The following is a 25,292-nucleotide window of genomic DNA, read 5'->3' on the forward strand; positions in this document are numbered from 1 at the left end:
AATATATAGATGATGCCAGCTTATAATGAGCCCTATTTCTGTCGGCATTTAAGCTATCTTCAAAAATACTGCTTTATAAGCACCTGATAATAAGAATGAAAGGATATTGTTTAATTCGCGCGCGTCCGAGTTTGTCATGGCCCCAGTGTGCCACGTGGAACCTTTTCACCTACAACGAAATAATAACTCCTCCAAATACCCTAAAGCCATTCCTATACGCCCCGTTCATCTGTGTTTTATCCACCTCGCCACTATTGAGATAAAGCTCATCGGTACCATTACCTGTTTGCCAATGCAGGTATCCGCCACCAGCCTGAATGGCTATGTAATTTGTGATTGAATAAGCCAACGCGCCGTTCATATTTAAGCCATATCCATTGGCGTGGTGCCGATAGCTAACCGGGTGCTGAAAAGTGGTGATGAGGTTCCAGTTGCCCCGGGCATTATAACCTACCTGGTTGTAGGTGATATCGGCATTAACCTTCAGCTTTTCAGTGAGTTTTAAAGATGCAAGGGCTTTGATGAATACGCCTTTCCATTTAGTTTGGTAGCTGCTGTTCAAGTTCGGAAAGCGGTTACCACTACCATATAAATAAAGGGATTGCCGGTTATCGCTGTATCCTGCGTAAGGTATAAAGCTAAATTGTTCATTATCAACTAATTTGTAACCTGCACCAAGCGCCCAACCCTGTGTGCTCCCCTTGCCAGCATCAAATGTTTCATTATAGGTATTACCGGTACGGTTATCGGTGCTATAGTCCGAATCATTTACCGAGCCCGAGGTGATAAACTGCCGGGCGTAATCTGCATAAATGTTAAATCGTTGATATACATTATATTGTAATGAGGCTTCAACACTTTGCCCGCTCAGCTTTGTCCATTTCAGCTCCGAAAAAACATTGGGGCTTTGACCATTGCTATTGCCGGCTATCGACCAGTGAAAATTCTCGCGCTGATAGCCATCGGTAAGATTAAACTCCAATTTGTTTCTGCCCGATTGGGCATATAATGTACGCAGGCCTATTATTAACCACAAAAAGCAAAAGCCGGTAAATTTTTTCATGGCAGGTTTATATAGCAAGTAAGCCTGCCCTTTTAAAAAGAGCAGGCTAAATATATCATTTTAAATTACTGGTTTACACCGAAAGCCTCCCAGCCCGATGCCGTTGCCCGGTTACAAGTCATGGGTTGAGTGCCGTTTTCGCTGGAAATAAACTTACCGTTATTACCCCTAAAAGTAACTTTACCATCGGTTGTAGGTACCCAGTCAAATTTTTCCCAGTCGCCTACTGTGGTGCGGTTACAGGTAATGGCTTGTGTGCCGTTTTCGCTTGATACGTATTTACCCATCGCCTGAAGAGCAACTTTACCGCCCCCGGCATCAACTACAGTAAATTGCTCCCATGCTGATGCAGTAGCACGGTTACAATTCATGGCTTGTGTGCCATTTTCGCTGCTAACATATTGGTTATTAAAACCTTTTAAAGTGATAGTTTGACCAATAGGAGGGTTTGTACTGCTGCCCGACAGGTCATAAACCCGTACATAATCAACCACCATGTTGCAAGGTAAGGCGCCATCGTTAATGGTATTACCGGGCAAATCGCCGCCGATGGCCAGGTTAAGGATAATAAAGAACGGATTATGAAATGCGCCGGTATTGTTGATATTATTGGCAATATTACCGGTTACATACAGCGTATTATCCACATACCAGCGGATAGAATTGGCATCCCACTCAACCGCATAAGTATGGAAACCTGTTGGCGTTGTGGTGGTACTGCCGCCATATTGCACGTGGCCGCCGTTGTTATACCAGTGCATGGTGCCCAAAATGGTATTGGAGGTGTTTACCTGTTCCATAATGTCAATTTCGCCGCATTGGGGCCAGTTTACAGTGCCGATGTTTGCGCCCAGCATCCAGAATGCCGGCCATGTACCTTGTACTGCCGGCAGCTTAATGCTTGCCTCAATACGACCATAGGTAGGCTGGAATTTACCGGCTGTAGTTAATTTGGCTGATGTATAGGGCTGGCCTCCAACGGATTGCTTGCGGGCAGTAATGGTAAGGAAACCGCCTGATACCGTGGCGTTTGCCGACTGGTAATATTCTTTTTCATTATTGACATTGGGGTTGCCGTTATCAATATTCCAGTTGTTGGTGTTAACGCTTGTGCCGTTAAACTCGTCGCTCCATAGCAGTGTGCCTGCCCTTGGCGTGGTTGTTGATCCTGCCGTTTCATCGGCTGTTTTAATGGTAGGTGAGGTTTTGTTCATGTCCTTGCTGCAGGATGAAATTAAAAGCATGAATGCCGATGCCGTAGCGGCACTCTTCGCAAAATTTAAAAGTTGTTTCATAATGATAGTATGGGTAAATAATTGATTGGTTTTGTAAGTAGTTATTGGTTTATACCAAAAGCTTCCCAACCTGATGCTGTTGCACGGGTGCAGGTCATGGGTTGTGTACCGTTCTCGCTGGATATAAATTTGCCGTTATTGCCGCGGAGGGTAACCTTGCCATCGGTTGTGGGGATCCAGTCAAATTTTTCCCAGTCGCCAAAGGTTGTGCGGTTGCAGGTTATGGCCTGTGTCCCGTTTTCTGACGATACGTATTTATTCATGGCCATCAAAGCTATTTTGCCCCCACCGGCATCAACAACGGTAAATTGTTCCCATGCTGAGGCGGTAGACCGGTTGCAATTCATGGCCTGCGTGCCGTTTTCGCTGCTTACGTACAGGTTATTAAAGCCTTTAAAGGTAATTATTGAACCTATGGGCGGGCCTGATGCTGAACTTTGGGTGCCGGTCCATTTAAAGGTTGCTACAGCGCCCGCCGCTAAAGTGTAAGTAAAAGATTCCGCGCCCCATTTAACTTTAAAGCTTACGCTTGATGAGCCATTGTTAAGGGCGATAAGTACTTTGCTGCCGTCAGAATTTTTGAAGGCCACGTTTTGGATACTGCCCGATAAATTGGAAGAAATCCGCACAGCGCCCGGGCGTACAAACCGCGATGCATGACCGATAATGTAATAGCCAACATTTCGGGTGATAGAAGTACCGCTAACAGTGATACCTCCCAAACAGGTACTGCAGCCGCCCGGTGTATGCGGGTTGTTGTTTGGGTCGGAGGCCAGGTTCCATTCCAAAACATTGCGGCTCCAGTTGCGGGTAGCACCAATAATGAGTGTATTAACATGCCATGACAGATCGCCGCCAAAATTGCTTGGTGCGCCAACCCATTGCTCGGTGAAATAAACGTTTTTATTTGGATAGGCGTTGTGTACATCAGTTAGTGAGCTGATATTGCCCGCATACAGGTGAAACGCTGATCCGTCAACATAGGGATTGGCGCCGCCATCAGCTAACACGGTTTCGGGATAATCAATCCTGTCGGTGTTGTGGTCATAGGCAATGATCTTGGTTTGAAAGCCTGCCGCCCTGATTTGCGGGCCGAGGTTGTTTTTAATAAAATTGGCCTGCTCATCCGGCTGCATTACCATACTTGGGTTGTTGTATGGGTTAAGCGGTTCATTTTGAGGGGTAATGGCATCAATGGTAATTCCCTGGGCCTGCATGGCCTGCAGGTATTTTACAAAATAGCGGGCATAGGCGTCATAATAACCTGCTGCTGTATTGAGGCTGCCGCCGGTATAGCCGTTATTGCCGGTGGTGTTTACCTTCATCCAGGTAGGGGCTGTCCATGGGGTAGCTATAATTTTGATAGATGGGTTTATGGCGATGATCTTTTTCAGGATCGGTAGCAGGTCCTGGTTTTCGGCGCTGATACTGAAGTTGTTCATGTTAAAATCGCCGGCGGTTTGGTTGTAGGTGAAATCGCTTGAGCTAAGATCGGAGGCACCGATGCTGATCCGGATATAGCTGATCCCGATCTGGCCGTTGGCTGTGCCAAAAAGCTCGTTAAGCACATTGGTTTGGTTGGCGCCAAGGCCGTTAAGTAGTCCGGCACTGCCCCCGGTTAAAGTAAAGCCGAAACCGTCTATTCCCTGGTAGGTTTGGTTTTCGTCTACTGTAATAGTTGTTGCATTAGTACCGGCATCGGCACCAAAATTAAAGCTGGCTTGTGCCTGTAAAAGCTTTGATTGATCGGCAGTAGTAACCCAGGCATTCACTACTTCGTTAGCGGCCCGTGCTACGGTGCCGCTTGTTTTTTGATCGGGTGCTTCGTTGTTGTTCACATTCTTTTTACAAGAGTAAAAAGCAGCGGTGGAGAGCAGGGTGAGGACTGCGAACCGCTTTAATTGGTAATTGATTTTCATTGAGTTGTTTATTTAGTTGATTGATATTCAAAAAAATATCACATAAGCCCCTATGCAACAATTTAATATTTGTAACAATATTTAACTGTTGCTTAAGAATATCAAAGCATTGGTCAGGGTAAATACGCCCGACCGTTACTGTTTTCCATGAAGCAGGTTTATGCGTAGCTTAAAATTGGCATTACAAATCTACAGTAATTTAAACGGATCAATCAAGAAAAATGTTCATAATTAATTGATTTATAGTGTATTATGTATAATTTAATACGCTTGCATCACAGTGTTAAAGAGGGCAAAAATTAGTTTAAATAGCCTGTGCAACGTTTCTGTTGCGATGAGATTTTTTTTGTGATACGCTTACTTCGCAATTAATTTTAAGTAAAAAAGAGAGGGAAGGGTAGCCTCAGACTATATATGCGCGGATATATTTAGATATGAATTAATCTGTAAACTGTTTAGGACGATACAATTGGAGGTTGAGGTATCGTATTAATTTAACTCTTTCCAGAAAGCGCAAGTCATCGTCCCTCATGCCAGCCGTACGAGACTTGCGTCAAAAAGGGGAAGACGCAAAAACGGACATTCTGCCAAGCAGAATGTCCGTTTTGCGTCTCGTTTACGCTCACTTATGGCATCTTATCTTTCAATTCTTTTTCCTTTTCCCGTTCTTCGTCCTTCAGCCGCCGTTTTTCCTGCCGTACTTCTTTTCGTGTCCGGCCGCCGGTGGTGTCCACAGCGTCAATCTTGAGTTTATATTCGGCTTTCAGTGCTTCTATCTGAGCTTTGAGCTGCTCCTTTATCGTTTGTTCTTTTTGTTTCAATTTTTCCTCGGCTTTTTCTTCGGTGGTATCTTTTTTACCAAAAAGGCGCTGGAAAAAGTTAGGCCTTTTTACAGGCTCTTCAACAACTGGTAAAATACCATCGTCATCTGCTCCGCCTTGTTTCATAAGGCTATCGGCAGTAGCAGTATCAACAGGGGCAATCTGACGGCGCAGGCCTTCCCTTAACCGCACTTCGTAAAATCCGTAAGCATTGGTATCCCGGGCGGTATAACCCTTCATAGCCATCAGTTTACCAATCAGGTTAAAGTAGCCATGCAGTCCCGGTCGTAAGGTGCCATCAGGCTGAAAGGCGTATAAACCGCCTTTAGGATAGGGGACAATGCTGGCCAGGTAAATGCTTTCTCCCAAACTAAGCTCAGACGGCGATTTGCCAAAGTAATAATGCGAGGCCTCACCAATACCGTAAATGTTACGGCCCCATTCAATGATGTTAAAGTAAACTTCCAGCATCCTGTCTTTGGTCATGATGCGGTTATTTTCAATAAGCCATACAATCAGGATCTCCTCTATTTTGCGCGACAGGGTTTTCTCCCGGCTCAGGTAGGCGTTTTTAACCAACTGCTGCGATATGCCGCTGCCGCCGCGTTTGTACTTCTTTGTTTTAAAATCGGTAGCTATTGATTTGCGGATGGCTTCCATCACAAAGCCATGGTTGGTGTAAAAAGATGGATCTTCGGCCGTCATTACCGCGTTTCTCAAATTGGGTGAGATCTGCTGCAGCGGCGTAAACTCCGGGTTTTCGGGGCCTATCAGGTGCGGGGCCATTGGTTTGCCCTTTTCATATGGTGTATAAACAAACGGGCTGTTAAGCTTGGTTAAATCGGTACGTCCAAATTTCAGGATCCGGAAGTTATCTTTATCCATGCCCGAGTCAAATATCAAATCGTCGGGCTTTGAAGAATCCATGTAAAAATTCATGTGGTAATTCAGCTTGCCGGCAACCTGGATCCCGTCAAGGGCATCAAACATCCCGGTAGGGAATGAATCGAAAATATCAGCCGCATTAAGCCAGCCGGTATTGAGCTTCAGCTCATAAATTTTTACCGGGTTAAGTGTGTACTTAACGTATGGGTGCGCCGTTAATTTTTTAATATGGATAAGCGAAGTACTATCAATAGATATATAATTAGTGCCTACTTTAACATCGGCATCAATAGCAGCCGCGGGCAACACAATATCAGTAGACGAAATGCCCGGATGGCGAATAAGCAGGTTTTTAACCGACCATGAACCCGAGATCCTGGTTTCACCGCTGCTGTGGTCTTCCTCGGTAAGTTTGGTTTGCAGAGTATCAAAATTAAGCTTCAGGTTAAATTTCTTTTCAATGATAGGTAGCTCTACTTTTTTGCCATCGGCATAAAGCATTACGTCGATATCCTTGTCCGATGGATGCATTTTGCCGGCGAAATGCCAGGTGGCTTCCCCGTCATTAACTTTTATGGTTGAGCTCAGCTGCCCGTCTTTGATTAGGGCTGTTTGCGCTAAAAGTTTAAGTTGATCGCTGTCGCTCTTAAAACTGATCCTGAAATTATGGAGCGATAAGTTATCCGGAATCTTATAAAGCAACTGGTTGATCAGGTTATCGGCAAGATGGCTCAAATCGGCTTTGGTATCGGTGGCTGTTGAGTCCTTTTTCTTTTTGAAAAGAAAATCGAAATTCTTGACCCCGTTTTTATTAACAAGGCTAATGAAGCCATCCTGTAATACCACATCTGATAGTTTTACCTCACCAAGCACCAGCGGCATTATCCGTACACTTACCACAAAATTTTTGATGTTCAGCAAACTATCGCGGCCATCCGGTACGATGCTGATATCCGAGAATGAAACGGTGCTAAGGCCCGTAAACTTTGCCGATCCTATTTTTACATCTAAATTATAATCCCTCTTTGCTTTTAATTTAGCTTTGTCAATGGCTTTTTCGAGCAGGGCTCCGCGTTTTGAGTAGGCAACATATCCGCCGATAAGCAGAATAAGAATTAAGGGAACGAGAATGTATGCGGCTATGCGTATATATTTAGGATTAAGGCGCTTCATTTGTTAATTTTATCCAAAACTAAACTAAATCTTATCCCCTGCAAACGGTTGTTTTTGCAAATTGTTTCCTGATAAACTTAATCAACCACCTGTTTTCATAAATTTGCCTCATATTATGACAATTACTAAAGAACAAGTTTTACAGGCACTGGGCAACGTTGAAGAGCCGGATCTGAAAAAAGACCTGGTAACGCTTAACATGATCCAGGATATTCATATTGATGGCAACAACGTTAGCTTCTCGGTGATCCTGACTACGCCGGCCTGCCCGCTTAAGGCCATGATTGAGAATGCCTGCCGTAATGCTATCCTACATTTTGTAAGCAAAGAGGCCGTTATCAATATCAACATGACCTCGCGTGTAACTACTCAAAAAAATACCGGGGTTCCGGGCGTAAAAAATATTATTGCCGTAGCTTCGGGCAAAGGCGGGGTTGGTAAATCAACTGTAGCGGCAAACCTTGCTTTGGGCCTGGCAAAATCGGGCGCAAAGGTGGGAATGATCGATGCTGATATTTACGGTCCTTCGGTGCCCATTATGTTTGGCCTGGAGGGTGCCCGCCCAATGGCCAGCCAGGTTGATGGCAAAACCCGAATTGAACCGATTGAAAAATACGGGATCAAATTACTGTCGATAGGTTTCTTTACCGATCCTAATCAGCCGGTGCCATGGCGCGGACCGATGGTATCTACCGCTGTAAAACAACTGTTCAATGATGCCGACTGGGGCGAGCTGGATTACCTGGTGATAGACCTGCCGCCGGGTACAGGCGATATTCACATCACGGTAACGCAAAGCTTCCCGGTAACGGGCGCTGTAATTGTTACCACGCCGCAAAACGTGGCCCTTGCCGATGCTAAAAAAGGTATTGGTATGTTTATGATGCCAGCTATTAATGTGCCTATACTGGGGGTGGTTGAAAACATGTCGTACTTTACACCTGCCGAACTGCCCGAAAACAAGTATTATATATTTGGTAAAGGCGGTGGACAAAAACTGGCTGCACAGCTTGATGTTCCGTTCCTGGGCGAGATCCCGCTGATTAAAGGCATTAGTGATTCGGGCGATGCCGGCAAGCCGACGGTGCTTGAAGAAGATGGCCCGATGACCGCTGCTTTTGTGAAAATGGCCGAGCGTGTTGCCCAGCAGGTGGCCATATCAAATGCCAAAGCATTGAGTGCAGAAAATATTGTAAATAATTAATAACTTTACATAACGTTATAAATTAATAAAAATGAGTTTATTAAATCAGGTTGAAGCAGCTTTAGATACTATCCGTCCGTATTTGGAGGCTGATGGGGGGAATGTTTCTGTTGAGGAGATAACTCCTGAAAATGTTGTTAAATTAAAGCTGTTGGGTTCATGCGGATCATGCCCAATGAGTATCATGACCCTTAAAGCAGGTATTGAGCAGGCTATTAAAAAAGCTGTGCCCGAAATTACCGCCATTGAGGCCATAAACCTAACGGACATTGATGACCCCAATGCCGTGCTTCCCGAAAATTTAAGGTAGTTGTTAAGATTTGTTAAATCCCCGGTTCAATTGGGGGATATGACTTATTTTTGATGAAGTTTAAAAACTATTTTGACCCTCGCAGCGTAATATATGTTGAGCTAAGTAGTTAATGGTTTTATGAAATATTTATTTGGTTTACTGCTGTTATTTGTTTCAATGGGCGCTTTTGCACAAAGCAAAGACCGCCCCGTTGTGCAGTTTACCGGTATTACACATAATGCCGATAGCGTAAAGATCACCATCCCTTATGTAACCATTACCAATACTTCGGCACATAATATCATTAACGTATCAAACTATAAGGGATACTTTTCATTTGTAGTACATGAACGCGATACCCTCCGCTTCACCTGCGTTGGCTATGCCCCGGTTACCGTGGTTATCCCGTCCAATCTGCCAAATGAAAGTTATACTACCCAGGTATCCCTGAAAGCGCAGATCATCAACCTGCCTACATTTCACGTGTTTCCATGGGCCACCACCGATGAGTTTAAAAAAGATTTCCTGGCTATAAAACTTGCTGATGACGATTTGGAGATTGCCCGCAAAAATATCAGCAAGGCAACCCTATCGGCCCTGTACAATACTTTGCCCCGCGATGCCCAGGAAATACAATCGGCCAATGCGCAGGCCATGCACACCAGCATACTGAATTCGCACTCGCTTACACCCAATCCACTATTAAATCCGCTGGCATGGGGTAGCCTCATCAAGTCGATATCTGATGGGGATAAGAGTAGTAGTAAATAATCATTAAGATTTTGGTTGTTAATCCTACAACTTGCGCTTATCTGTGATGAGTGCTTAAAATGGGCTTACGTTTGTAAAGTAAGCGCCGGAAATGGCGTTGCAAACGCCAAACCACATTAAGTACTCGTTAAAAACGAGCGCAAGTCGAAAAATATTTATAAGAGATTTAAACCTCATCATCAAAATCCATCACTTCCCCTTCAAAATCTTCCAGCTCCTGCAAATTATGACTTACTACAATAGTAGTAATCCCTAATTGCTTAAGTAAAAGCTTAAGTTCAGCAATCAGCAAAGTTTTCATCTTGCTATCCAGTGCCGAAAACGGTTCATCCATTAAAAGCAGCTTTGGTTTGGTAGCCAATGCCCTCAAAATCGCCAGCCGCTGTTGTTGCCCGCCGGATAAGTGATCGGGCTTGTGGGTGGTAAAGTTATCCAGTTGTCCCAATTGCAGCAGGCGCTTTATCCAGCCGGTATCATTGCTGGCATACTCCAGGTGTTGCTGCACCGTCATGTTTGGGAACAGGGCGTAGTTTTGAAATACGAAGCCGATATGCCTTTTTTGCGGCGATAAGTTGATCGGTTGGTCATCATCAAACCAGGTAATTCCGTCCGCTATGATCTTCCCTTTTCGGGGCGATGACAGACCGGCTATCATTTTAAGCAATGTAGTTTTTCCGGACCCCGAAGGCCCCCAAATTTTGGTAATGCTCCCGGAAACAAACTGCCGTTTTATCTTCAGCAATTGCCCGCCATGATAGGCTTTCAGTTTTATTTCAATATCTATACTGATCATGCTATGGGGCCTTTCGCCTGGTATTTATTGAACATAAAAACAGCTATCACCAACACAAAAGTGATGGAAAATAAAATAAGCGAATAGTTATTGGCCGAGGCATAGTCCATCTTCTCTACCGAATCATATACCGCAATAGAAGCTACACGGGTAACACCGGGGATATTGCCGCCAATCATCAGTACAACACCAAACTCACCCAGCGTGTGGGCAAAGGTTAAAACCGCGGCGGTTAATAATGATGGTTTGATGTTGGGCAGCAGTACATACCTGAACGTTTGCCATTCGGTTTTACCCAATGTGTATGACGCTTCGGCTAATGAAACCGGCAATTGCTGCAGAGCGGATTTTACAGGACCCACCATAAAAGGCATACTATAAATTACCGAAGCCAGGACCAAGCCCGGAAAGGAAAAAACCAGTTGTACATCAAAAGTATCATGCAGCCATTTCCCTAAACCATGCTGCGGACTAAACGCCAGCAGCAGATAAAAGCCCAATACCGATGGCGGCAACACCAAAGGCATAGTAATAATTGCTTCGAAAATGATCTTGATAAACGATCTTCCCCTTGAAAGCCACCAGGCAAATGGCAGCCCGATAAGCAGTAGCAAAAGCGTGGTGACGCCTGCTAATTTTAATGTGAGCCATATGGGCGATAGGTCCATCGATAAAAATACAAATTATTGCACCCTATAACCATACGCTTTAAAAATACTTTTAGCCGCCGGGCTTAAAATGTACCGGTAAAATTTTCCGGCCGCAGGATTAGTCGCTCCGTGTTTCAGGATCACGATACCCTGCAGTATGGGATCGTAAGTTTTGGGATCGACGACCATATAAAACAGCGGTGTTTTATTTCCCAGTTCCTTTACCAGCGATTGGGTAGTGAAACCGATATCGGCCACGCCTGTGGTAATGTAAGTATTTACCTGCGATATGCTTTCTCCATAAACGGCCTTCGATTTAGCATCATCCAAAATCCCCTTATCCCTGAGCGATTGCTCGGCAGCTTTACCATAAGGCGCTATAGCCGGATTTGCTATGGCGATTTTTTTTATCCTTGCCGAAAGCAGCAGGCGTTCCCAGTTTTCAAAACCAATGTTTTGCGTACTGCAAATGATCAGGCTGCCCGAGGCGTACACTACCGGTTTTTCTTTTGCAAAACCATTTTTAAACAGTGTTTCGGGAAAGGTCATATCTGCCGATAAAAACACATCAAACGGCGCGCCGTTGCTGATCTGAGCTACCAGCTTACCCGATGAGCCTATAACAACATCAATAGTAATTCCTGTTTTTTGCTTAAAATCTTTTTGTAAAACCTCCATTACCGGCTGTAGGTTAGCAGCTGCCGCCACCCGGATATTTTGGGCATTTACGGTTAAGCTTGCTGTAAATAGCAGTGCGAATAAAAAAAGAATGCTTTTTTTAAGCCCGGTATTGTAATGTTCGCTTTGCATCGGTTTTATAGTTTTTAGCTTGCAGGCAACAGTTTTCGTTTTGGTAATGAAGCACATCGTGATTTTTGAAAAGCGATGTTTTGATGCCTAACACTACAAATATACGCTTGTTATAACCAATAGCGGTTCATATATTAGTCATGTTAAGTTATCTGATAAATCAAATTTTAACAATGATAAAACGGTCGGGCGCCGCGTGCGCCGGCTTTAAAAATACGCCTGATGAGAAATGCCAGCGTTGTTTTTTAGGCGTAGCCTTTTAATATGAAATAGATGGAAAAACCGCTTCGGACACTTTAGTAAATGGGCCTGTGACTATTTATGTATAGTAATTCCCGGATATTAACAACAAATGGCTAAAAATTAACATTTTAAATCACTGTTTAATGTACTTTTAATAGGAATAGAAAAATAAAAATATTATAATTGTATCCGGCCTGACGCTAACCAAACAACCATTTCTTTCGCGCCTGTAGTGAAACCACCATTACAGGTGCGGAATACATCCATTTCCCAAGCCTATGTTTAAACTTTTACTGAGATCTTTTATCGGTATTATATTGTTTTGCTTATGCTTTTCAACAAGCATAGCTCAAACCACGGTTCAAATAAGCGACAAAGTAAACCAGCACATTTTTGAATATAAGCAGATAGTTTATTTTGAGGACACAACCGGAAAACTCGGCCTCGATGATATTCACGATGCTTACTTAGCAGGCAAATTCGCAGTTAACCAGGAACCAACCCCCGTTACCCGTAACAACAAATCGGCTTATTGGTACCGCATAAAAATTGGCAAGGCCAATGCCACCAGCAACAACTGGATCCTGGAGTTTTTTGATCAAACTATCGACAGTATTACCGTTTATTCGCCCGTTAAAAATACTTACCAGGTAACGTCGCTTGGCAGTAGCCGCCCTTTTGCCGCGCGCTTTTACAAACACAAAAACTTTAGCTTTAATATCAACAGCAGCCAGGGGCCCGATGATGTTTATTATATCCGCATCCGTTCGGGGCATTCGGTTAATGTGATCATGGTATTGCGTACGGTAAGCCGCTTTATTGGTTACGCGCTCGACGAATATTTTTTCTTTGGTGTTTTTTACGGTATGATCCTGGTTTTTGGCCTGTACAATTTAATGATGTTCATAGCCATGCGCCAGGTACAGTACCTGTATTACATCATTTATAACTTAAGTATTGGCCTTTATGAAATGTGTGCCGATGGCATAGCTTACCAGTACATCTGGCCAAACTATCCCGGCTGGAACAATTATGCGTATGGTATCGCCCTGTTCTCGGCCAGTATTTTTGCCATCCTTTTTGCTCAAAGCCTGCTCAATTTAAAAGTTAATGCCCCGCGTTTAAATAAAGTGATCAAGTGGGTGATCATTTTCAGGTGCATTTATTTCCTGGCTTGCATTACCATTAATTTGGCCTGGTTTAACTACAAGATCATCGAGTTTTTGCCGCTGTGCATTTCTTTTTATGCGGGGTGTTATGTGTTGATAAAAGGGTATAAACCGGCGCGGTTCTTTGTTATTGGGTACACTTTTTTACTTACCGGCTTTGTGATTAAAAGCTGTATAGCACTAAATATCTGGTGGCTGCCTGTTACCGAGTTTGATTACTACAGTCTTAGTATTTGTTTTATTATGGAGATGCTGTTCATCTCTTTTGCTATAGGGGATAAGGTGCGGATCCTTAAAAAAGAAAAGGACATTGCCCAGCAGGATATTATAGCCCAGATGAAGCAAAACGAAGAGCTGAAAGATACACTGAACCGCAGCCTTGAAGCCCAGGTGCAGGAACGCACCCGCGAGCTGGTTGAAAAGTCATCAATGATAGCGGAGCAAAATGAGGAGCTTAAATCAGTTAATGAGCTGCTGCAGCAACAGGCCGAAGAGATCTCGCGCATGAATGTACTCCTCGAAAAAGACAACATTATCCTGCATAATGATATTGAAAAAGTAACACACGATAGGGTAATGCTCACCGAAGTTGACTTTGAAGAGTTTAGCCGCATTTATCCCGACAGGGAAACCTGCTTCAAATTCCTGTCTGATCTGAAATGGGAGCATGGTTATGCCTGCCGTAAGTGCAGCAATACGCATTACGGCAGCGGGCACCTCCCTTACAGCCGCCGGTGTTCAAAATGTGGTTATGAGGAGTCGGTAATAGCTTACACCATACTGCAAAATACCCGGATCCCTATCAATAAAGCTTTTTATATGATCTTCCTGATGTATTCAACCAAGGGTAAGATCTCGTCACACAAACTTTCCGAAATTCTTTCTATCCGTCAAAGCACTTGCTGGGCTTACAGCTCGCGCATAAAAAAAGTAATGGAGCAGCGTAAAAAAGAGATCAAAAATGCGGGGAATAAGGGGTGGAGTAAATTGGTGATCGACATGAATGCTTAACAGCAGGATAAAGTCAGGCGAAATTCACCCCCAAAGCTGTATGTAAGGAAGCGCTAAAGGCATGACATCTATTTCCACTTAATAGGGGGAATAATTATCTATTTACAATTGCATGGCTAAACATATATGTTTAAACATCTATATTTGTTTCAACATTTGAAAATAATCATGTCATTAGTAGAAAAATTACAATGGAGATCGGCCGTTAAGAAATTCGATCCCAACAAAAAAATAAGCGCAGAACAGTTAAAGGCTTTAAAAACAGCCATTCAGTTAGCACCATCGTCATTAGGCCTGCAATCATATAAGGTGATTGTTGTGCAGGATGCAGAGACAAGAAAGAAATTACGTGCCGTTGGGTACGACCAATCGCAGATTACCGATTCATCGGCTCTGTTTGTGTTTGCTTCATTAACTAACCTTGATGAGGATTTTGGTAAAAAATTCATTGACCTTGTTGCTTCAACCCGCAGCATTGCCCGTGAGAGCCTTGCCGGTTATGAGCAAATGGTATTAGGCACCCTGGCCAGCCGTACCGATGAGCAAAAAGTTGAATGGTCACACAAACAGGCTTATATCGCTTTAGGGGTTTTATTGGCTGAAGCTGCAGAAATTGGGGTAGACGCGGGTCCAATGGAAGGTTTTGACGCTGCGAAATTCGACGAGATCCTGGGCTTGAAAGAAAAAGGCTTAACTACCTCGGTAATTGCCGCAGTAGGTTTCCGTGCCGAAGACGACGCTTACAGCAAAATGCTAAAAGTACGCAGGCCGCAAAGCGAGCTTTTTATTGAAGCGTAATTTTAGGTTGATTAGGTGAGTGGTTGATTGAGTTAAGTGGTTGCGGCTGCCGAAACAAAACCACTCTCTTAATCAACTATTCACTACTCACCAATCGAAGACTTCCTGATAAACAGTTTTGATTTCAATACATGTTGCTTTTTAGGAGCGGAGCCGTTGTTTTCCAGCACATCGAACAGTAAAGTTGCTGCCTTTACGCCCATTTCGTAAGCGGGTTGCGTTATGGTTGAAAGAGGAGGAGAAAGGAGCGGGGCTACCCTGAGGCTTGAAAAGCTAATCACTTTCAGATCGTTAGGTATCGAAATGCCAAGGTCATTACAAACGTAGTAGGTGGCAAAAGCCAAACGTTCAACCGAACTGAAAATACCATCAGGCTTGATTACCTGTAAGGCCTTTTTCAAAATCTTATAATTTTCCTTTTCATCGTTGCTGCAATCAATAACAAGAGTGTCATCAAACACGATCTTGTGCTTAGCCAGCGCATCCATATAGCCCTGCATCCGCACTTTACCTATCGAAATACTTTTGTTAACCACCAGGTAAGCAACCTTTTTGCACCCGGTTTTAATAAGATGTTCGGTTGCTGCAAAACTGGCGTCATAGTCGTTAGTAGTTACTTTGGCAGCCTCAATATCCTCGTAAACGCGGTCGAAAAAAACAACAGGCACATGCTTTTTTTCCAGCTGGCGCAGATAGTTGTGGTCACTGGCCTCGCCGGATACTGACATGATAATGCCATCGGCTTTACCATTGTTAAGGTAATTTACAAACGATACTTCCTTTTCAAAAACGTCGTCGGTGCGGTAAAGCAAAATGTAGAATCCCTTTTTACGGGCAACCTCTTCAATGCCATTGATAGCCTGCGAAAAAAAGTCGTTAGCTATTTCGGGAACGATAACAGCCAGGGTTTTGGTCTTTTTATCGCGGAGGTTACTGGCATAATGGTTGGGCAAATAGTTATGTTGTTTGGCGTAGGCTAAGATCCGCTCTTTGGTGTCTTTATTAATATCAGTATTTCCATTAAAGGCCCTCGAGATGGTTGATGTGGAGATATTGAGTTCCTTTGCCAGTTTTTTGATATTGATATTGTCCATTTTCGCTCGCTAAATCTATTTCCTATAGGCCAAATGTAATAAAACAGATCAATTGTGTTTAAACATTAAGGCCATAATTGTCAAAATATCATTACAAAAGATAGCTCTATCGGGAATAGCTCCCTGCCTGGACGACAAGAGGTTAACTGTAAGTTAATCAGTGGCATGCGGTTTGCATGACATAAGTACAAAAAGCAGGACCTGGTTTATGGCAAAACGAATTTTGATAGTTGATGATAGCGAGCTGATGATAGAGGTAATGACTTACATCCTGCTTGGTAAAGGTTACGAAGTAGCCTCGTCAACCCATGCCCATGAACTTTTCAGGACGATAAAAGCATGCCACCCCGACCTGGTGATCCTGGATATTGTTAATAAAAGCATGGACGGCCGTGAGCTATGCCGGCTTATTAAATTGAACCGGGCCACTGAAAATCTTCGTGTAATTGTTTGTTCAGAAAACGAAGAAACCGAAGCACAGGAACCGCAAAAAGGGGCGCCGGATGATGTTTTGCACAAGCCATTTGGCATGAACAGCCTGATCCATAAGGTTCAGTTACAACTGGCCGCCTGATTAAATGTGCAAAATAATGATCTGTAAATTAACCCGTTAATGTAGAAATTTGTTATTGCCCGCCGCCTGTTGTTGCTTTTGTAACATGGGATACGTATGTTTACCGTAGAGAAGATAAAGATGGGATTGCCACTAAGAATAACTTTTAACGATACCGACCACGTGTATCAAATTAATACCTCGCCAATTACCCCAACCACCAGCGAACTTGAGATCCTGTTAAATGGCGAGAAAATAATCCTTCAAAAAGACGCCCGCCGTGTATGGGTACAAAAAGGTGAAGGCCCGGTAATTGACCCCGAATTTGCGCAGGCTTTGGGACGCTCGGTTGCTTTGCGGTTTAGGATGTAGGAGCTTAATAATTTCTTATTAAAGTTGTCATTTCGACGAACAGGCGGGGAGTTGTAATGGGAGAGAGGAGAAATCCTATACCCCTGCTTGCAAACTTTTATAGCGAACTTTCACAGCGTATAAGATTTCTCTTTCGCCCCGGTGCTCATGCCTCTTCCGCTCAATCGAAATGACACCCTGTTGAGGTCTCTTACATTAACCACAGCATCACAACACCCATCAAAATCATCAGTCCATCTTCAATAATGGTTACTGTGCTCATGGGCAAATTAAACACCGCGCCAAGGCATGCACAACGGATCTGCCTTTTGCTGAAAACACTTTGCAGCACACCAATCAGGCTTATGCTCATTACCGCAACCATAATGGCGTTAACCGTTACCGGTGCAATATTAAGCGCAAAGGCAAGGCCTAAACCCAGTTCAACAAAAACATATACGTAGCCCCATCCGCGCCAGCGTTTGGCCACCACATCATACATGGCATAGCTATCGGCAAAGCCCGCAAGATCCAGCAGTTTAAAAAAGGAGAATACCAGGAAAAAGCCGCTCATGAAAACGCGCATGGCCGTAGTGATGTTAAATCCGCCTGTATAGCGTCCGGCAATTATTGCTGCTGCTAAAATATAACCAAAAATGAGCAGGATCGGCTTGTAGGTTTGCAGCCAGGTGCGGTTTTCAGCAGCATCTGTCATGCTCATATGGTGATGATGTACCTCTTCTTCGCTAAGCTGGTATTTAGGATAAGCGGCAAGTGCCTGTTTAAGGTCGGCAGTCGGCACGTGCTTTTTCATCGTGATGTCGGCAGTACCTTCGGCTAAAGAGATCTCAACTTTTTCAATGTTGGGAACCTGCTGTAACAGGCCCTGCACTTTAGCCAGGCAGCCGGTGCAGGTCATGCCGGTGATATTATAGGTATGTGTCATGATAATTTGTATTTGTTGATACAAAATTACCATGAGCCGGCAGTGGAGTTATTACGGTATTATGGGTATGATTTATAAGATTTACAGGTTAGCACGAGTGCTACCCATGAGAACGAAAAAAAATGGGTGTCATACTGAGCCCGTCGAAGTATGGCGGGCAGGCCTCTGCGCACGAGTCTTCGACAGGCTCAGACTGACAGGTGCTCTTTGTCATCTAACCTTCAGAGGCCCCGGATTTAAATCACTCAGCAAAGCCGGCCACAATTTGATCGGGTTATACGAACCATTGCAGAATAAATTCGTGCTTTATATATCTTCCAGGTTTGTGCGTTTACTACCCTGAAGGGCTTTAAAGGCAGATGGCGTCATCCCCGTTACCTGTTTAAACTGGCTGGATAGGTAGGCAACGCTGCTATAGTTTAATTGAAAAGCGATTTCGGAAAGACTACGTTCATTATAAACCAGGAGTTCCTTCACTTTTTCAATTCGCTGGGCTATGTAGTATTTTTCGATGGTTGAGCCTTCTACAGCCGAAAACAGGTTGCTCAGGTAGCCATAATCATAATTTAGTTTTAAAGTAAGCAGCGCCGAAAGCTTTAAGGGCGATTGCGTTTCGGCGTAGTGCACATGCTCAATGATGAGGGTTTTGATCTGTTCAATAATACGGCTCTTTTGATCGTCGATGAGTTCAAACCCAAGTGCATTTAACGATGTCTCCAATTGTTTAAGCTGAGCCGGGGTAGGGGCTTCTTTAATCTTTACCTCACCAAGATCAACGGAAACAGGCTGCAGCCCGGCTTTTTCCAGCTCAGTTTTCACCATTATTTTGCAGCGGCTGCAAACCATGTTTTTTATGTACAGCTTCATGGCTGCAAAACTACTATTTTACTGCTTCATCCACCAGTTGTTTCAGTTCGCGATAACGCTGTTGCCTGCCATCGCTTTTAATATAAAAAGTCATCATAAAGGCGGCATACTTTTTATCCTTGTCTATCCACGGAAAGCTCCCGAACAATCCCGGACTGCTTACGGTATGGGCATCAAACACCCACTCGCCGTAACCGTAACCTAAACCTCCTGCCTCGGCAGGTGAATAGGCGATCTTAACGTCAGCGGTGATCCTGTTTTCCTGCATCCAGGCTATACTATTTTCGCTCAAGATGCGCTTTCCGTTAAAAACGCCCCGGTTCATGATCATGGTTAAAAAGCTCAGGTAATCCTCGGTAGTACTGTAGGCCCCGCCCGCGGGCAGGGCTACTTTGGCATTTCCAAAATCAGTATGCTGCATATTAAGCGGCCGGGCAATACGTTCGGCAAATAAGGTTTCAAAATTTTTGCCGCTGATTTTTTCGATGATAGCCCCGGCAATTTGCAAGCCGGCATTGCTGTAGTGAAAAACCTTGCCGGGTGTACCTTCCATCGGTAAGGCTGCTATATCGGCTATTGCATCATCCATCGAGTTGTCCTGGCGCATATCTTCTAAACTTTCTTTTAATGGCGGCGTTTTGATCCCGGTTTGGTGCGACAGGCATTGACCAATGGTGATGCCTCCCTTGCCATGTTGCGATAGTACTGGCAAGTATTTGCCAACTGCATCGCTCAATTTTAGCTTTCCCTCATCAACAAAGGTCATCACCAAAGCAGCACTAAGCCATTTGCTGCAGCTGGCAATAGCCACCTTTGAGGTAGACGTATAATCATCCAGATCAGCCTTTTTGCCTTGTTTGCGGGCTATCATGCGGCCAACAAATTTTTGCCTCATGTTCATATCATTAACGGCGCGGTTGTAAACCACCCTGCCATCTTTATAAACAACAAGCACCACCCTGCCACCCATTTCGGATGCGTGGTCATTTAGCCAGTTATCAACTTTGGTAAAATTGTATTGCCCGTTTGCTTTAATAGCGCTAACGGAAATAAGCATTAGTAGTAAGATAGATCTTGCTTTCATTTTTTTCGAGGATGATTGATGCGTTCGTTTGACTGCTACGCTAATTTAAAGTTTATTCATACATGCTGATTTATATTGATGCCGGCGCGCGCAAAAGCGGCGCGTTTTGTAGTCTCAACTTCCTTTTTTCCTTATTCAACGATTATTTGCACTCGCCCAACTAATTGTTACATTTATTATAAAGGATAGTAGTTTTCTTTGCATTGCAAACCGAATGGCTATGAAAACCAACAGAAAACCCATGTATCAACGAAAAGCGTTCCTTATCATCCTGATTTTATTTGCAGGCTTTTTGTGCATCCAGTTTGTGCGCCCGGATGTTCCTAATCCGCCGGTAACGGGCGACCTGGAAGCCCCGGCAGATGTTAAGGCTATTATTCAACGTGCCTGTTATGATTGCCATTCAAACAACACCAATTTACGCTGGTACGATAAAATAGTTCCCATTTACTGGGGGGTGGCATCCCATATCAAACAGGGCAGGGCCGACCTTAATTTTTCCGAATGGAATAAGCTCGCGCCGGCCGATCAGAAAGGCAAACTCTGGGAGTCGGTAAATCAGATTATAGCCGGAGCAATGCCTTTGCCGGGTTATACTGCTGTTCATACCGGCGCAAAAGTATCCGCAGCCGATCTTGCTGTTTTGAAGAACTACCTTGCTTCAATGGTGCACAGCAAGCCTGCCGATACGGCGGTTATCAATGCCGCCGACAGGCAATATCAGTATTGGCAAAAAAACAAAACGGCAGTAAGCAAATTGCCGACAGCGGCCAACGGCATCTCTTACATCCCCGATTATAAAAACTGGCAGCCTATCAGTACTACCGAGCGATTTGATAATAACACCCTGCGCGTAATCTTCGGTAATGATATTGCCGTGAAAGCGATCAAAGAAAACAAGATCCACCCATGGCCAAACGGCGCCATATTTGCCAAAGTGGCCTGGGCACAACTACAGGATAAAGACGGAACCACCCATACCGGCGAGTTTAAGCAGGTGGAGTACATGATAAAAGACGATAAAAAATATGCATCTACCTTTGGCTGGGGATGGGCGAGGTTTAAGACCCCGAAGATGGTGCCGTACGGCGGTGCAAATGTCATGTTTACCACAGAATGTATGAATTGCCACAAGCCGATGGCTGCCGAAGATTTTGTATTTACCCAACCAATTAAACACTAACCCCATGAAAGCATTATATAGTTTATTTGCTGTATGCAGCTTAATGTTTGCGGCCTGCTCCGATAACAAACCGGTTGAATTATACAATACCAAAGCCGCGCTGCCATCATCCCCGAAATATAACCTCGATGGGCTCAAGGTAATTACCTCATTTGTTAATAAGACCAAAGGTACAGCCTCAACACTTTACGGGAATGACCTGGCTTTGAAATCGGCAATTGATGGAAACAAAACAGTTGGCGCTAATGAAGTATTTACATTAGTAACCTGGAAGCAACAGGATGACGACCATTGGTTTGGCGCGAAGATCCCATCAAATGTTGAATCGGTGGAAGTGATTAAAACTACATCGTCTGGTAATAGCGTAGCTGTTAATTATCAACAACTTAATGGAAAGTCTCTCGACTTGAAAGCAGATACTTCGGGCCAGTCTGAAAGGATTAAATATATTCTTGGGCAAAAGCCTTCTGTTTTGCCGTAGCAACAGAATGAGCTTTTTATAGTTTTGGGGCCGTGCGATTCCCCTCTTGAGAGGGGTGGAGGGGTGTGTTTCTGTTTTGATAAGTCTATCGCAAAGACACACCCCTGCTACCGCTCATCCCCTCCGCGCCCCCTCTCAAGAGGGGATTTAAAAAACCTTACGCTTTAAGCTATATCAATTTCAGTCCGATCACCATCTTGTGGAGGGGCCTCAAGTGTTTTTACCGGTTCCAAACCGGAGGCATATCCAAACAGGCGACGCTCTTTGATTATCGTAGCCACCTCGGACGGCACAAACTCTTCCCAGCCATCGGCGCCCAGTTTTATCAGCTCAAGCACATTGTCGGTTTCAACGTTGAGGTTATTTTCGTTATAATGCCTGATGTCTTCTATCTTATTGTTGGCTATCAGGTAACGGTACAGATCAATCAGGTGAGGGGGAAGGTAAAAACGCAGGCAATTCCAGATCACGCCATCGCGCAGGGTAGGGTATATAAACAGTTTCACCTTACGGCTAAACAACGTAGCGAACGACTCTAAAATGCCGCCCGGCAAATCTTTATAATGTTCTTCCGAGAAAATGTACTCCAGGTTAGGGAAACCAAGTACCACGCCCATTTTAAGTTTGGTGATCTTTGAAAGATAGGCCACCAGTTTATAATACTCGTGAAAATTAGAGATCATCACCGTTTGCCCTAACGAACCGAGGATGTCTACACGGTCGAGAAAGTCCTTCTCGTCTATATCTGCGTTGATATCTGCGTTACGTTCTTTCAGGGCCTGGAGGGTAAGCTCGGTAACAACAACAACGTTGTCCTTATCAACATCCGACTCCTGTAAAAACTGTTTAACACCGGTGTTCAACATATCCATATGCACGTTGATAACCGGGCGGAAACGGCCGCGCACCATTACGATGTGCTTTTTGTATAAAACTTCGGATGGTTGCAGGTTTTTACCGTCGGGCCCAAACAGTGCCGCATCCGAAAAGCCGTATTTTACCAGGTGAAGGCTCATGAGCCGGTTATCAACTTTGGTAAAGTTTGGTCCTTCAAAGCGGATCATGTCTATCTGGATCCTGTCGCGCGAGAGATTATCCATCAGCGAAAGCAGGAATACCGGTGGAATCTCATTATAATAAAAGCAGGCATACATCAGGTTTACACCCAATATCCCTACAGCCTGCTGCTGCAGGTTATTATCATTATCCAGCAGCTTAACGTGGATCACCACGTCATTGTACTGCCCGTTCGGCTCCAGCTGAAAGCGTACGCCCATCCAACCGTGGCCTTCATTTGTTTTATTGTAATTGAGGGCCGATATGGTATCCGCGAAAGCAAAAAAGGTTGAAGTATCACCACGCTGCGTACCAAGGCGCTCAATGATCAGGCCATATTCATGACCAAGCATGGCCATCAGGCGCGGTTCGCTTACATAACGGCGGGTTTGTTGTACCCCATAAATGGCATCTGAAAAAAGCATGTCATAGGCCGACATGGTTTTGGCTATGGTACCGGATGATGCCCCGGCTTTAAAAAAGTTTGCTGCTACGTCCTGTCCGGCACCTATTTCGGCAAATGAGCCATAAATTTCGGGGTTAAGATTAATGGCCAGCGCTTTTTGTTTGGTCCCAATATCTTTATTGTGAATGGCATTCATACCCATTAAATTATTATAGTTTACTGTTACCAGTAGTATAACCTTGCTAAGAAGGTCTAAAATTACACTTTTTTAAGCGAAGGCGTGTTAAGAATGTATTACAAAATAAGCAATCGGCTCGTTTTATTACGTTCAGAAAATAAATTAATGTGTTTTTGACAGATATTCCGGCTTGATACTGAGGGTCATCAGGTAAAGGTTCCAGTAAAAAAAACAAACAAAAAACTTGCGTAGTTAAATGGCTACATTTATATTTGTAGTCAAATAGCTACACGATGAATTTAAGACGAGATGTATTTCAAGCCATAGCCGACCCAACCAGAAGGGCCATCCTTTTACTGGTTGCCACACAAGCAATGACCGCTGGTGTAATTGCGTCAAACTTTGACACCGCCCGGCCTACAGTTTCCAAACACCTGCAAATACTTACTGAGTGTGAGCTGCTTAAACAGGAGCAAAACGGCAGGGAGATTTATTATCATATCAATGCAGAAAAAATGAAAGATGTGGCCGACTTCATTGAACCGTTCCGCGCAATGTGGGAAGACAGGTTCAACAAATTAGAAACTATTATGAAAAATTATAAAGGCAAATAACATGGAACAAAAAACAAAAATAGATGCTGAAAACGGCAAACAGGATTTAACCATTACAAGAGTGTTTGACTTACCGGTGGAACTGCTTTTTAAAGCCTACATGGAGCCCGAAATTGTTGAGCAATGGATGGGAACAAAAGTGCTGAAGCTTGAAAATAAAAAGCACGGCAGCTGGCAATTTGAAACAAAAGACCCGCATGGAAACGTTGTTTTTAAAGCCAACGGAACAATTCATGAGTTTATCCCCGGGCAAAAGATCACCCGTACGTTTGAAATGGATAACGCGCCCTTTGATGTGCAACTCGAGTTCCTGGAGTTTGAAAAGCTTACCGACGATACCAGCAAGCTCAATATGCATGTGGTTTACCGAACGCCCGAACTGAGGGACCAGATGCTTAAGCTGCCTTTTGCCTATGGTATAAATATGGCCCATAACCGCCTGCAGGAAGTAGTAAACAAATTGAAATAACACATATCATGAAACGGAATAAAATTATCTATTGGATAGCTACCATCTGGCTTGCTTTAGGGATGATATCAACAGGAATGGTACAGTTATTAAAAGCGAAGGCCGGGGCAGGAGGAGCCGACAGTTTGACGCATTTAGGCTATCCGGGTTATGTTTTGACTATATTGGGCATCTGGAAAGTTTTGGGCGTTATAGCAGTATTGATTCCTAAATTTCCGGTGGTAAAGGAATGGGCATACGCGGGTTTTTTCTTTGCTATGTCGGGCGCGATTTTTTCGCATATTGCAGCGGGGAATGCTATAGCTGAGATATTTCCCGCGCTGTTATTACTGGTACTTACTGTAATATCATGGTATTTCAGACCCGCCGAAAGAAAAGTAATTTCGGGAAACCAATAAATGAACGATATGAACCCCAAAGTTGATTTTTATTTTAATAAAGCCGGGAAGTGGCAGGAAGAAGTAGAGCAATTGAGATCAATTGTTCTTGATTGCGGATTGACCGAAGAATTAAAATGGGGCTGTCCCTGTTATACCTTTCGGGAAAGCAACATTGTTTTGATCCATGTATTTAAAGAATATTGCGCGCTTTTATTTTTCAAGGGAGCTTTATTAAGTGATACCCATAACATCCTTATTCAGCAAACCGAAAACGTACAAGCTGCGCGGCAAATCAGGTTTACCAATGCCGGTGAAATAGCCGGGCAAAGGAGTATCCTGAAAGCTTATATTTATGAAGCCATTGAGGTGGAAAAGACAGGACTAAAAGTAAATTTAAAGCAGACGGAAGATTTTGCCGTCGCTCAGGAGTTTCAACAAAAATTAAATACCATACCCGCCCTTAAAACCGCATTTGAAGCATTAACACCCGGACGGCAAAAAGCATATCTCCTTCATTTTTCCCAACCCAAACAAACCTCAACCCGCGAGGCACGAGTTGAAAAATGGATGCCGCAAATCCTTAACGGTAAAGGATTGAATGATTTGTAATGCAGAAAACAAAAAAGCGGGGAATTGTGCGATTCCCTCCACGGGGAGGGTGAAGGGAGGCGCAAACAAGCTTATTCGTTTGACGTGTCGATGAAACCCCTCCCTGCCACCGCGCATTCTCATC

The 25,292-nt window shown here is 44.0% G+C and carries 25 protein-coding genes; 13 read left to right on the plus strand and 12 right to left on the minus strand.

What is annotated here, in order from left to right:
- Positions 1-169 precede the first annotated feature (169 nt).
- The 4 genes from FHW88_RS14460 to FHW88_RS14475 all read right to left on the minus strand — a co-directional run bounded on the left by FHW88_RS14460 (position 170) and on the right by FHW88_RS14475 (position 7,156).
- Positions 170-1,063, minus strand: coding sequence for a hypothetical protein (locus tag FHW88_RS14460; RefSeq protein WP_176626302.1), 894 nt, complete (start codon positions 1,061-1,063; stop codon positions 170-172).
- A 65-nt stretch (positions 1,064-1,128) separates the two neighbouring features.
- Complete coding sequence (locus FHW88_RS14465; protein ID WP_218117197.1) at positions 1,129-2,358, minus strand: family 16 glycosylhydrolase; 1,230 nt, start codon at positions 2,356-2,358, stop codon at positions 1,129-1,131.
- Positions 2,359-2,399: 41 nt separating this feature from the next.
- Positions 2,400-4,277 (minus strand): glycoside hydrolase family 30 beta sandwich domain-containing protein, encoded by a 1,878-nt coding sequence (locus FHW88_RS14470; RefSeq protein ID WP_176626304.1) that lies wholly within the window; start codon positions 4,275-4,277, stop codon positions 2,400-2,402.
- Between the two features lie 626 nt (positions 4,278-4,903).
- The gene (locus FHW88_RS14475; RefSeq protein WP_090532763.1) at positions 4,904-7,156 is read right to left on the minus strand and encodes a biosynthetic peptidoglycan transglycosylase; all 2,253 of its coding nucleotides are present in this window, start codon (positions 7,154-7,156) and stop codon (positions 4,904-4,906) included.
- A 115-nt stretch (positions 7,157-7,271) separates the two neighbouring features.
- On the opposite strand from FHW88_RS14475, the gene FHW88_RS14480 reads away from it, so the two are divergent.
- The 3 genes from FHW88_RS14480 to FHW88_RS14490 all read left to right on the plus strand — a co-directional run bounded on the left by FHW88_RS14480 (position 7,272) and on the right by FHW88_RS14490 (position 9,423).
- The gene (locus FHW88_RS14480; protein WP_090532765.1) at positions 7,272-8,360 is read left to right on the plus strand and encodes an Mrp/NBP35 family ATP-binding protein; all 1,089 of its coding nucleotides are present in this window, start codon (positions 7,272-7,274) and stop codon (positions 8,358-8,360) included.
- Between the two features lie 31 nt (positions 8,361-8,391).
- Positions 8,392-8,670: a NifU family protein gene (locus FHW88_RS14485; RefSeq protein WP_090532767.1), complete on the plus strand. Its 279-nt coding sequence runs from the start codon at positions 8,392-8,394 to the stop codon at positions 8,668-8,670.
- Between the two features lie 120 nt (positions 8,671-8,790).
- Positions 8,791-9,423, plus strand: a complete 633-nt coding sequence (locus FHW88_RS14490) for a hypothetical protein (RefSeq protein WP_129571791.1) — start codon at positions 8,791-8,793, stop codon at positions 9,421-9,423.
- Between the two features lie 166 nt (positions 9,424-9,589).
- Here the strand turns inward: FHW88_RS14490 and FHW88_RS14495 are convergent, their stop codons facing one another.
- The 3 genes from FHW88_RS14495 to modA are packed head-to-tail and all read right to left on the minus strand — an operon-like array spanning position 9,590 to position 11,676.
- Positions 9,590-10,216 carry an ATP-binding cassette domain-containing protein gene (locus FHW88_RS14495; RefSeq protein WP_176626306.1) on the minus strand — a complete coding sequence of 209 codons (627 nt, stop codon included), beginning with the start codon at positions 10,214-10,216 and terminating at the stop codon, positions 9,590-9,592.
- Positions 10,213-10,884 (minus strand): molybdate ABC transporter permease subunit, encoded by a 672-nt coding sequence (gene modB / locus FHW88_RS14500; RefSeq protein ID WP_176626308.1) that lies wholly within the window; start codon positions 10,882-10,884, stop codon positions 10,213-10,215. Before modB ends, FHW88_RS14495 begins: the two co-directional genes overlap by 4 nt.
- Before the next feature lie 15 nt (positions 10,885-10,899).
- On the minus strand, positions 10,900-11,676 hold the full coding sequence (gene modA / locus FHW88_RS14505; RefSeq protein ID WP_176626310.1) for a molybdate ABC transporter substrate-binding protein: 777 nt from the start codon (positions 11,674-11,676) through the stop codon (positions 10,900-10,902).
- A 521-nt stretch (positions 11,677-12,197) separates the two neighbouring features.
- Between modA and FHW88_RS14510 the strand changes: the two genes are divergently transcribed.
- Positions 12,198-14,099, plus strand: a complete 1,902-nt coding sequence (locus FHW88_RS14510; RefSeq protein ID WP_176626312.1) for a 7TM diverse intracellular signaling domain-containing protein — start codon at positions 12,198-12,200, stop codon at positions 14,097-14,099.
- Between the two features lie 168 nt (positions 14,100-14,267).
- Positions 14,268-14,897 (plus strand): NAD(P)H-dependent oxidoreductase, encoded by a 630-nt coding sequence (locus FHW88_RS14515; protein ID WP_176626314.1) that lies wholly within the window; start codon positions 14,268-14,270, stop codon positions 14,895-14,897.
- Between the two features lie 83 nt (positions 14,898-14,980).
- Here the strand turns inward: FHW88_RS14515 and FHW88_RS14520 are convergent, their stop codons facing one another.
- On the minus strand, positions 14,981-15,991 hold the full coding sequence (locus FHW88_RS14520; RefSeq protein ID WP_176626316.1) for a LacI family DNA-binding transcriptional regulator: 1,011 nt from the start codon (positions 15,989-15,991) through the stop codon (positions 14,981-14,983).
- A 208-nt stretch (positions 15,992-16,199) separates the two neighbouring features.
- On the opposite strand from FHW88_RS14520, the gene FHW88_RS14525 reads away from it, so the two are divergent.
- The gene (locus tag FHW88_RS14525) at positions 16,200-16,565 is read left to right on the plus strand and encodes a PleD family two-component system response regulator (protein ID WP_176626318.1); all 366 of its coding nucleotides are present in this window, start codon (positions 16,200-16,202) and stop codon (positions 16,563-16,565) included.
- 96 nt (positions 16,566-16,661) lie between these two features.
- On the plus strand, positions 16,662-16,916 hold the full coding sequence (locus tag FHW88_RS14530) for a hypothetical protein (RefSeq protein ID WP_223266306.1): 255 nt from the start codon (positions 16,662-16,664) through the stop codon (positions 16,914-16,916).
- A 190-nt stretch (positions 16,917-17,106) separates the two neighbouring features.
- Here FHW88_RS14530 and FHW88_RS14535 read toward each other — a convergent pair whose 3' ends face one another.
- The 3 genes from FHW88_RS14535 to FHW88_RS14545 form a co-directional block, all read right to left on the minus strand.
- Entirely contained in the window at positions 17,107-17,841 is a 735-nt protein-coding gene (locus tag FHW88_RS14535; protein WP_176626320.1) for a heavy-metal-associated domain-containing protein, read from the minus strand.
- Positions 17,842-18,147: 306 nt separating this feature from the next.
- Positions 18,148-18,708, minus strand: coding sequence for a helix-turn-helix domain-containing protein (locus FHW88_RS14540; protein ID WP_176626322.1), 561 nt, complete (start codon positions 18,706-18,708; stop codon positions 18,148-18,150).
- Between the two features lie 13 nt (positions 18,709-18,721).
- A complete protein-coding gene (locus tag FHW88_RS14545; RefSeq protein WP_176626324.1) occupies positions 18,722-19,792 on the minus strand; it encodes a serine hydrolase domain-containing protein in 1,071 nt (356 codons plus the stop codon).
- A 220-nt stretch (positions 19,793-20,012) separates the two neighbouring features.
- Between FHW88_RS14545 and FHW88_RS14550 the strand changes: the two genes are divergently transcribed.
- Positions 20,013-20,975 (plus strand): heme-binding domain-containing protein, encoded by a 963-nt coding sequence (locus FHW88_RS14550; protein ID WP_176626326.1) that lies wholly within the window; start codon positions 20,013-20,015, stop codon positions 20,973-20,975.
- Positions 20,976-20,979: 4 nt separating this feature from the next.
- The gene (locus tag FHW88_RS14555; RefSeq protein WP_176626328.1) at positions 20,980-21,456 is read left to right on the plus strand and encodes a hypothetical protein; all 477 of its coding nucleotides are present in this window, start codon (positions 20,980-20,982) and stop codon (positions 21,454-21,456) included.
- A gap of 164 nt (positions 21,457-21,620) precedes the next feature.
- Here FHW88_RS14555 and FHW88_RS14560 read toward each other — a convergent pair whose 3' ends face one another.
- Positions 21,621-23,114 carry a TonB-dependent receptor gene (locus tag FHW88_RS14560; RefSeq protein WP_176626330.1) on the minus strand — a complete coding sequence of 498 codons (1,494 nt, stop codon included), beginning with the start codon at positions 23,112-23,114 and terminating at the stop codon, positions 21,621-21,623.
- Between the two features lie 275 nt (positions 23,115-23,389).
- On the opposite strand from FHW88_RS14560, the gene FHW88_RS14565 reads away from it, so the two are divergent.
- The 4 genes from FHW88_RS14565 to FHW88_RS14580 are packed head-to-tail and all read left to right on the plus strand — an operon-like array spanning position 23,390 to position 25,168.
- A complete protein-coding gene (locus FHW88_RS14565) occupies positions 23,390-23,710 on the plus strand; it encodes an ArsR/SmtB family transcription factor (RefSeq protein ID WP_090532792.1) in 321 nt (106 codons plus the stop codon).
- 1 nt (position 23,711) lies between these two features.
- Entirely contained in the window at positions 23,712-24,179 is a 468-nt protein-coding gene (locus tag FHW88_RS14570) for an SRPBCC domain-containing protein (RefSeq protein WP_176626332.1), read from the plus strand.
- An 8-nt stretch (positions 24,180-24,187) separates the two neighbouring features.
- Positions 24,188-24,577 (plus strand): DoxX family protein, encoded by a 390-nt coding sequence (locus FHW88_RS14575; RefSeq protein WP_218117198.1) that lies wholly within the window; start codon positions 24,188-24,190, stop codon positions 24,575-24,577.
- Positions 24,578-25,168, plus strand: coding sequence for a YdeI/OmpD-associated family protein (locus FHW88_RS14580; protein WP_255485333.1), 591 nt, complete (start codon positions 24,578-24,580; stop codon positions 25,166-25,168).
- Positions 25,169-25,292 lie beyond the last annotated feature (124 nt).

It is taken from the genome of Mucilaginibacter sp. SG538B, from assembly GCF_013376065.1.
GTDB classification, from domain to species: Bacteria; Bacteroidota; Bacteroidia; order Sphingobacteriales; family Sphingobacteriaceae; genus Mucilaginibacter; species Mucilaginibacter rubeus.

Bases quoted from the DNA above. Each gene is read 5' to 3' on its own strand.
- FHW88_RS14570 (WP_176626332.1), top strand. From the start codon at position 23,712: ATGGAACAAAAAACAAAAATAGATGCTGAAAACGGCAAACAGGATTTA.
- FHW88_RS14540 (WP_176626322.1), bottom strand. From the start codon at position 18,708: ATGAAGCTGTACATAAAAAACATGGTTTGCAGCCGCTGCAAAATAATG.
- FHW88_RS14475 (WP_090532763.1), bottom strand. From the start codon at position 7,156: ATGAAGCGCCTTAATCCTAAATATATACGCATAGCCGCATACATTCTC.
- FHW88_RS14565 (WP_090532792.1), top strand. From the start codon at position 23,390: ATGAATTTAAGACGAGATGTATTTCAAGCCATAGCCGACCCAACCAGA.
- FHW88_RS14555 (WP_176626328.1), top strand. From the start codon at position 20,980: ATGAAAGCATTATATAGTTTATTTGCTGTATGCAGCTTAATGTTTGCG.
- FHW88_RS14515 (WP_176626314.1), top strand. From the start codon at position 14,268: ATGTCATTAGTAGAAAAATTACAATGGAGATCGGCCGTTAAGAAATTC.
- FHW88_RS14525 (WP_176626318.1), top strand. From the start codon at position 16,200: ATGGCAAAACGAATTTTGATAGTTGATGATAGCGAGCTGATGATAGAG.
- FHW88_RS14580 (WP_255485333.1), top strand. From the start codon at position 24,578: ATGAACGATATGAACCCCAAAGTTGATTTTTATTTTAATAAAGCCGGG.
- FHW88_RS14535 (WP_176626320.1), bottom strand. From the start codon at position 17,841: ATGACACATACCTATAATATCACCGGCATGACCTGCACCGGCTGCCTG.
- FHW88_RS14575 (WP_218117198.1), top strand. From the start codon at position 24,188: ATGAAACGGAATAAAATTATCTATTGGATAGCTACCATCTGGCTTGCT.
- FHW88_RS14550 (WP_176626326.1), top strand. From the start codon at position 20,013: ATGAAAACCAACAGAAAACCCATGTATCAACGAAAAGCGTTCCTTATC.
- FHW88_RS14495 (WP_176626306.1), bottom strand. From the start codon at position 10,216: ATGATCAGTATAGATATTGAAATAAAACTGAAAGCCTATCATGGCGGG.
- FHW88_RS14560 (WP_176626330.1), bottom strand. From the start codon at position 23,114: ATGAATGCCATTCACAATAAAGATATTGGGACCAAACAAAAAGCGCTG.
- FHW88_RS14545 (WP_176626324.1), bottom strand. From the start codon at position 19,792: ATGAAAGCAAGATCTATCTTACTACTAATGCTTATTTCCGTTAGCGCT.
- modB (WP_176626308.1), bottom strand. From the start codon at position 10,884: ATGGACCTATCGCCCATATGGCTCACATTAAAATTAGCAGGCGTCACC.
- FHW88_RS14480 (WP_090532765.1), top strand. From the start codon at position 7,272: ATGACAATTACTAAAGAACAAGTTTTACAGGCACTGGGCAACGTTGAA.
- FHW88_RS14460 (WP_176626302.1), bottom strand. From the start codon at position 1,063: ATGAAAAAATTTACCGGCTTTTGCTTTTTGTGGTTAATAATAGGCCTG.
- FHW88_RS14530 (WP_223266306.1), top strand. From the start codon at position 16,662: ATGTTTACCGTAGAGAAGATAAAGATGGGATTGCCACTAAGAATAACT.
- FHW88_RS14465 (WP_218117197.1), bottom strand. From the start codon at position 2,358: ATGAAACAACTTTTAAATTTTGCGAAGAGTGCCGCTACGGCATCGGCA.
- modA (WP_176626310.1), bottom strand. From the start codon at position 11,676: ATGCAAAGCGAACATTACAATACCGGGCTTAAAAAAAGCATTCTTTTT.
- FHW88_RS14510 (WP_176626312.1), top strand. From the start codon at position 12,198: ATGTTTAAACTTTTACTGAGATCTTTTATCGGTATTATATTGTTTTGC.
- FHW88_RS14485 (WP_090532767.1), top strand. From the start codon at position 8,392: ATGAGTTTATTAAATCAGGTTGAAGCAGCTTTAGATACTATCCGTCCG.
- FHW88_RS14470 (WP_176626304.1), bottom strand. From the start codon at position 4,277: ATGAAAATCAATTACCAATTAAAGCGGTTCGCAGTCCTCACCCTGCTC.
- FHW88_RS14490 (WP_129571791.1), top strand. From the start codon at position 8,791: ATGAAATATTTATTTGGTTTACTGCTGTTATTTGTTTCAATGGGCGCT.
- FHW88_RS14520 (WP_176626316.1), bottom strand. From the start codon at position 15,991: ATGGACAATATCAATATCAAAAAACTGGCAAAGGAACTCAATATCTCC.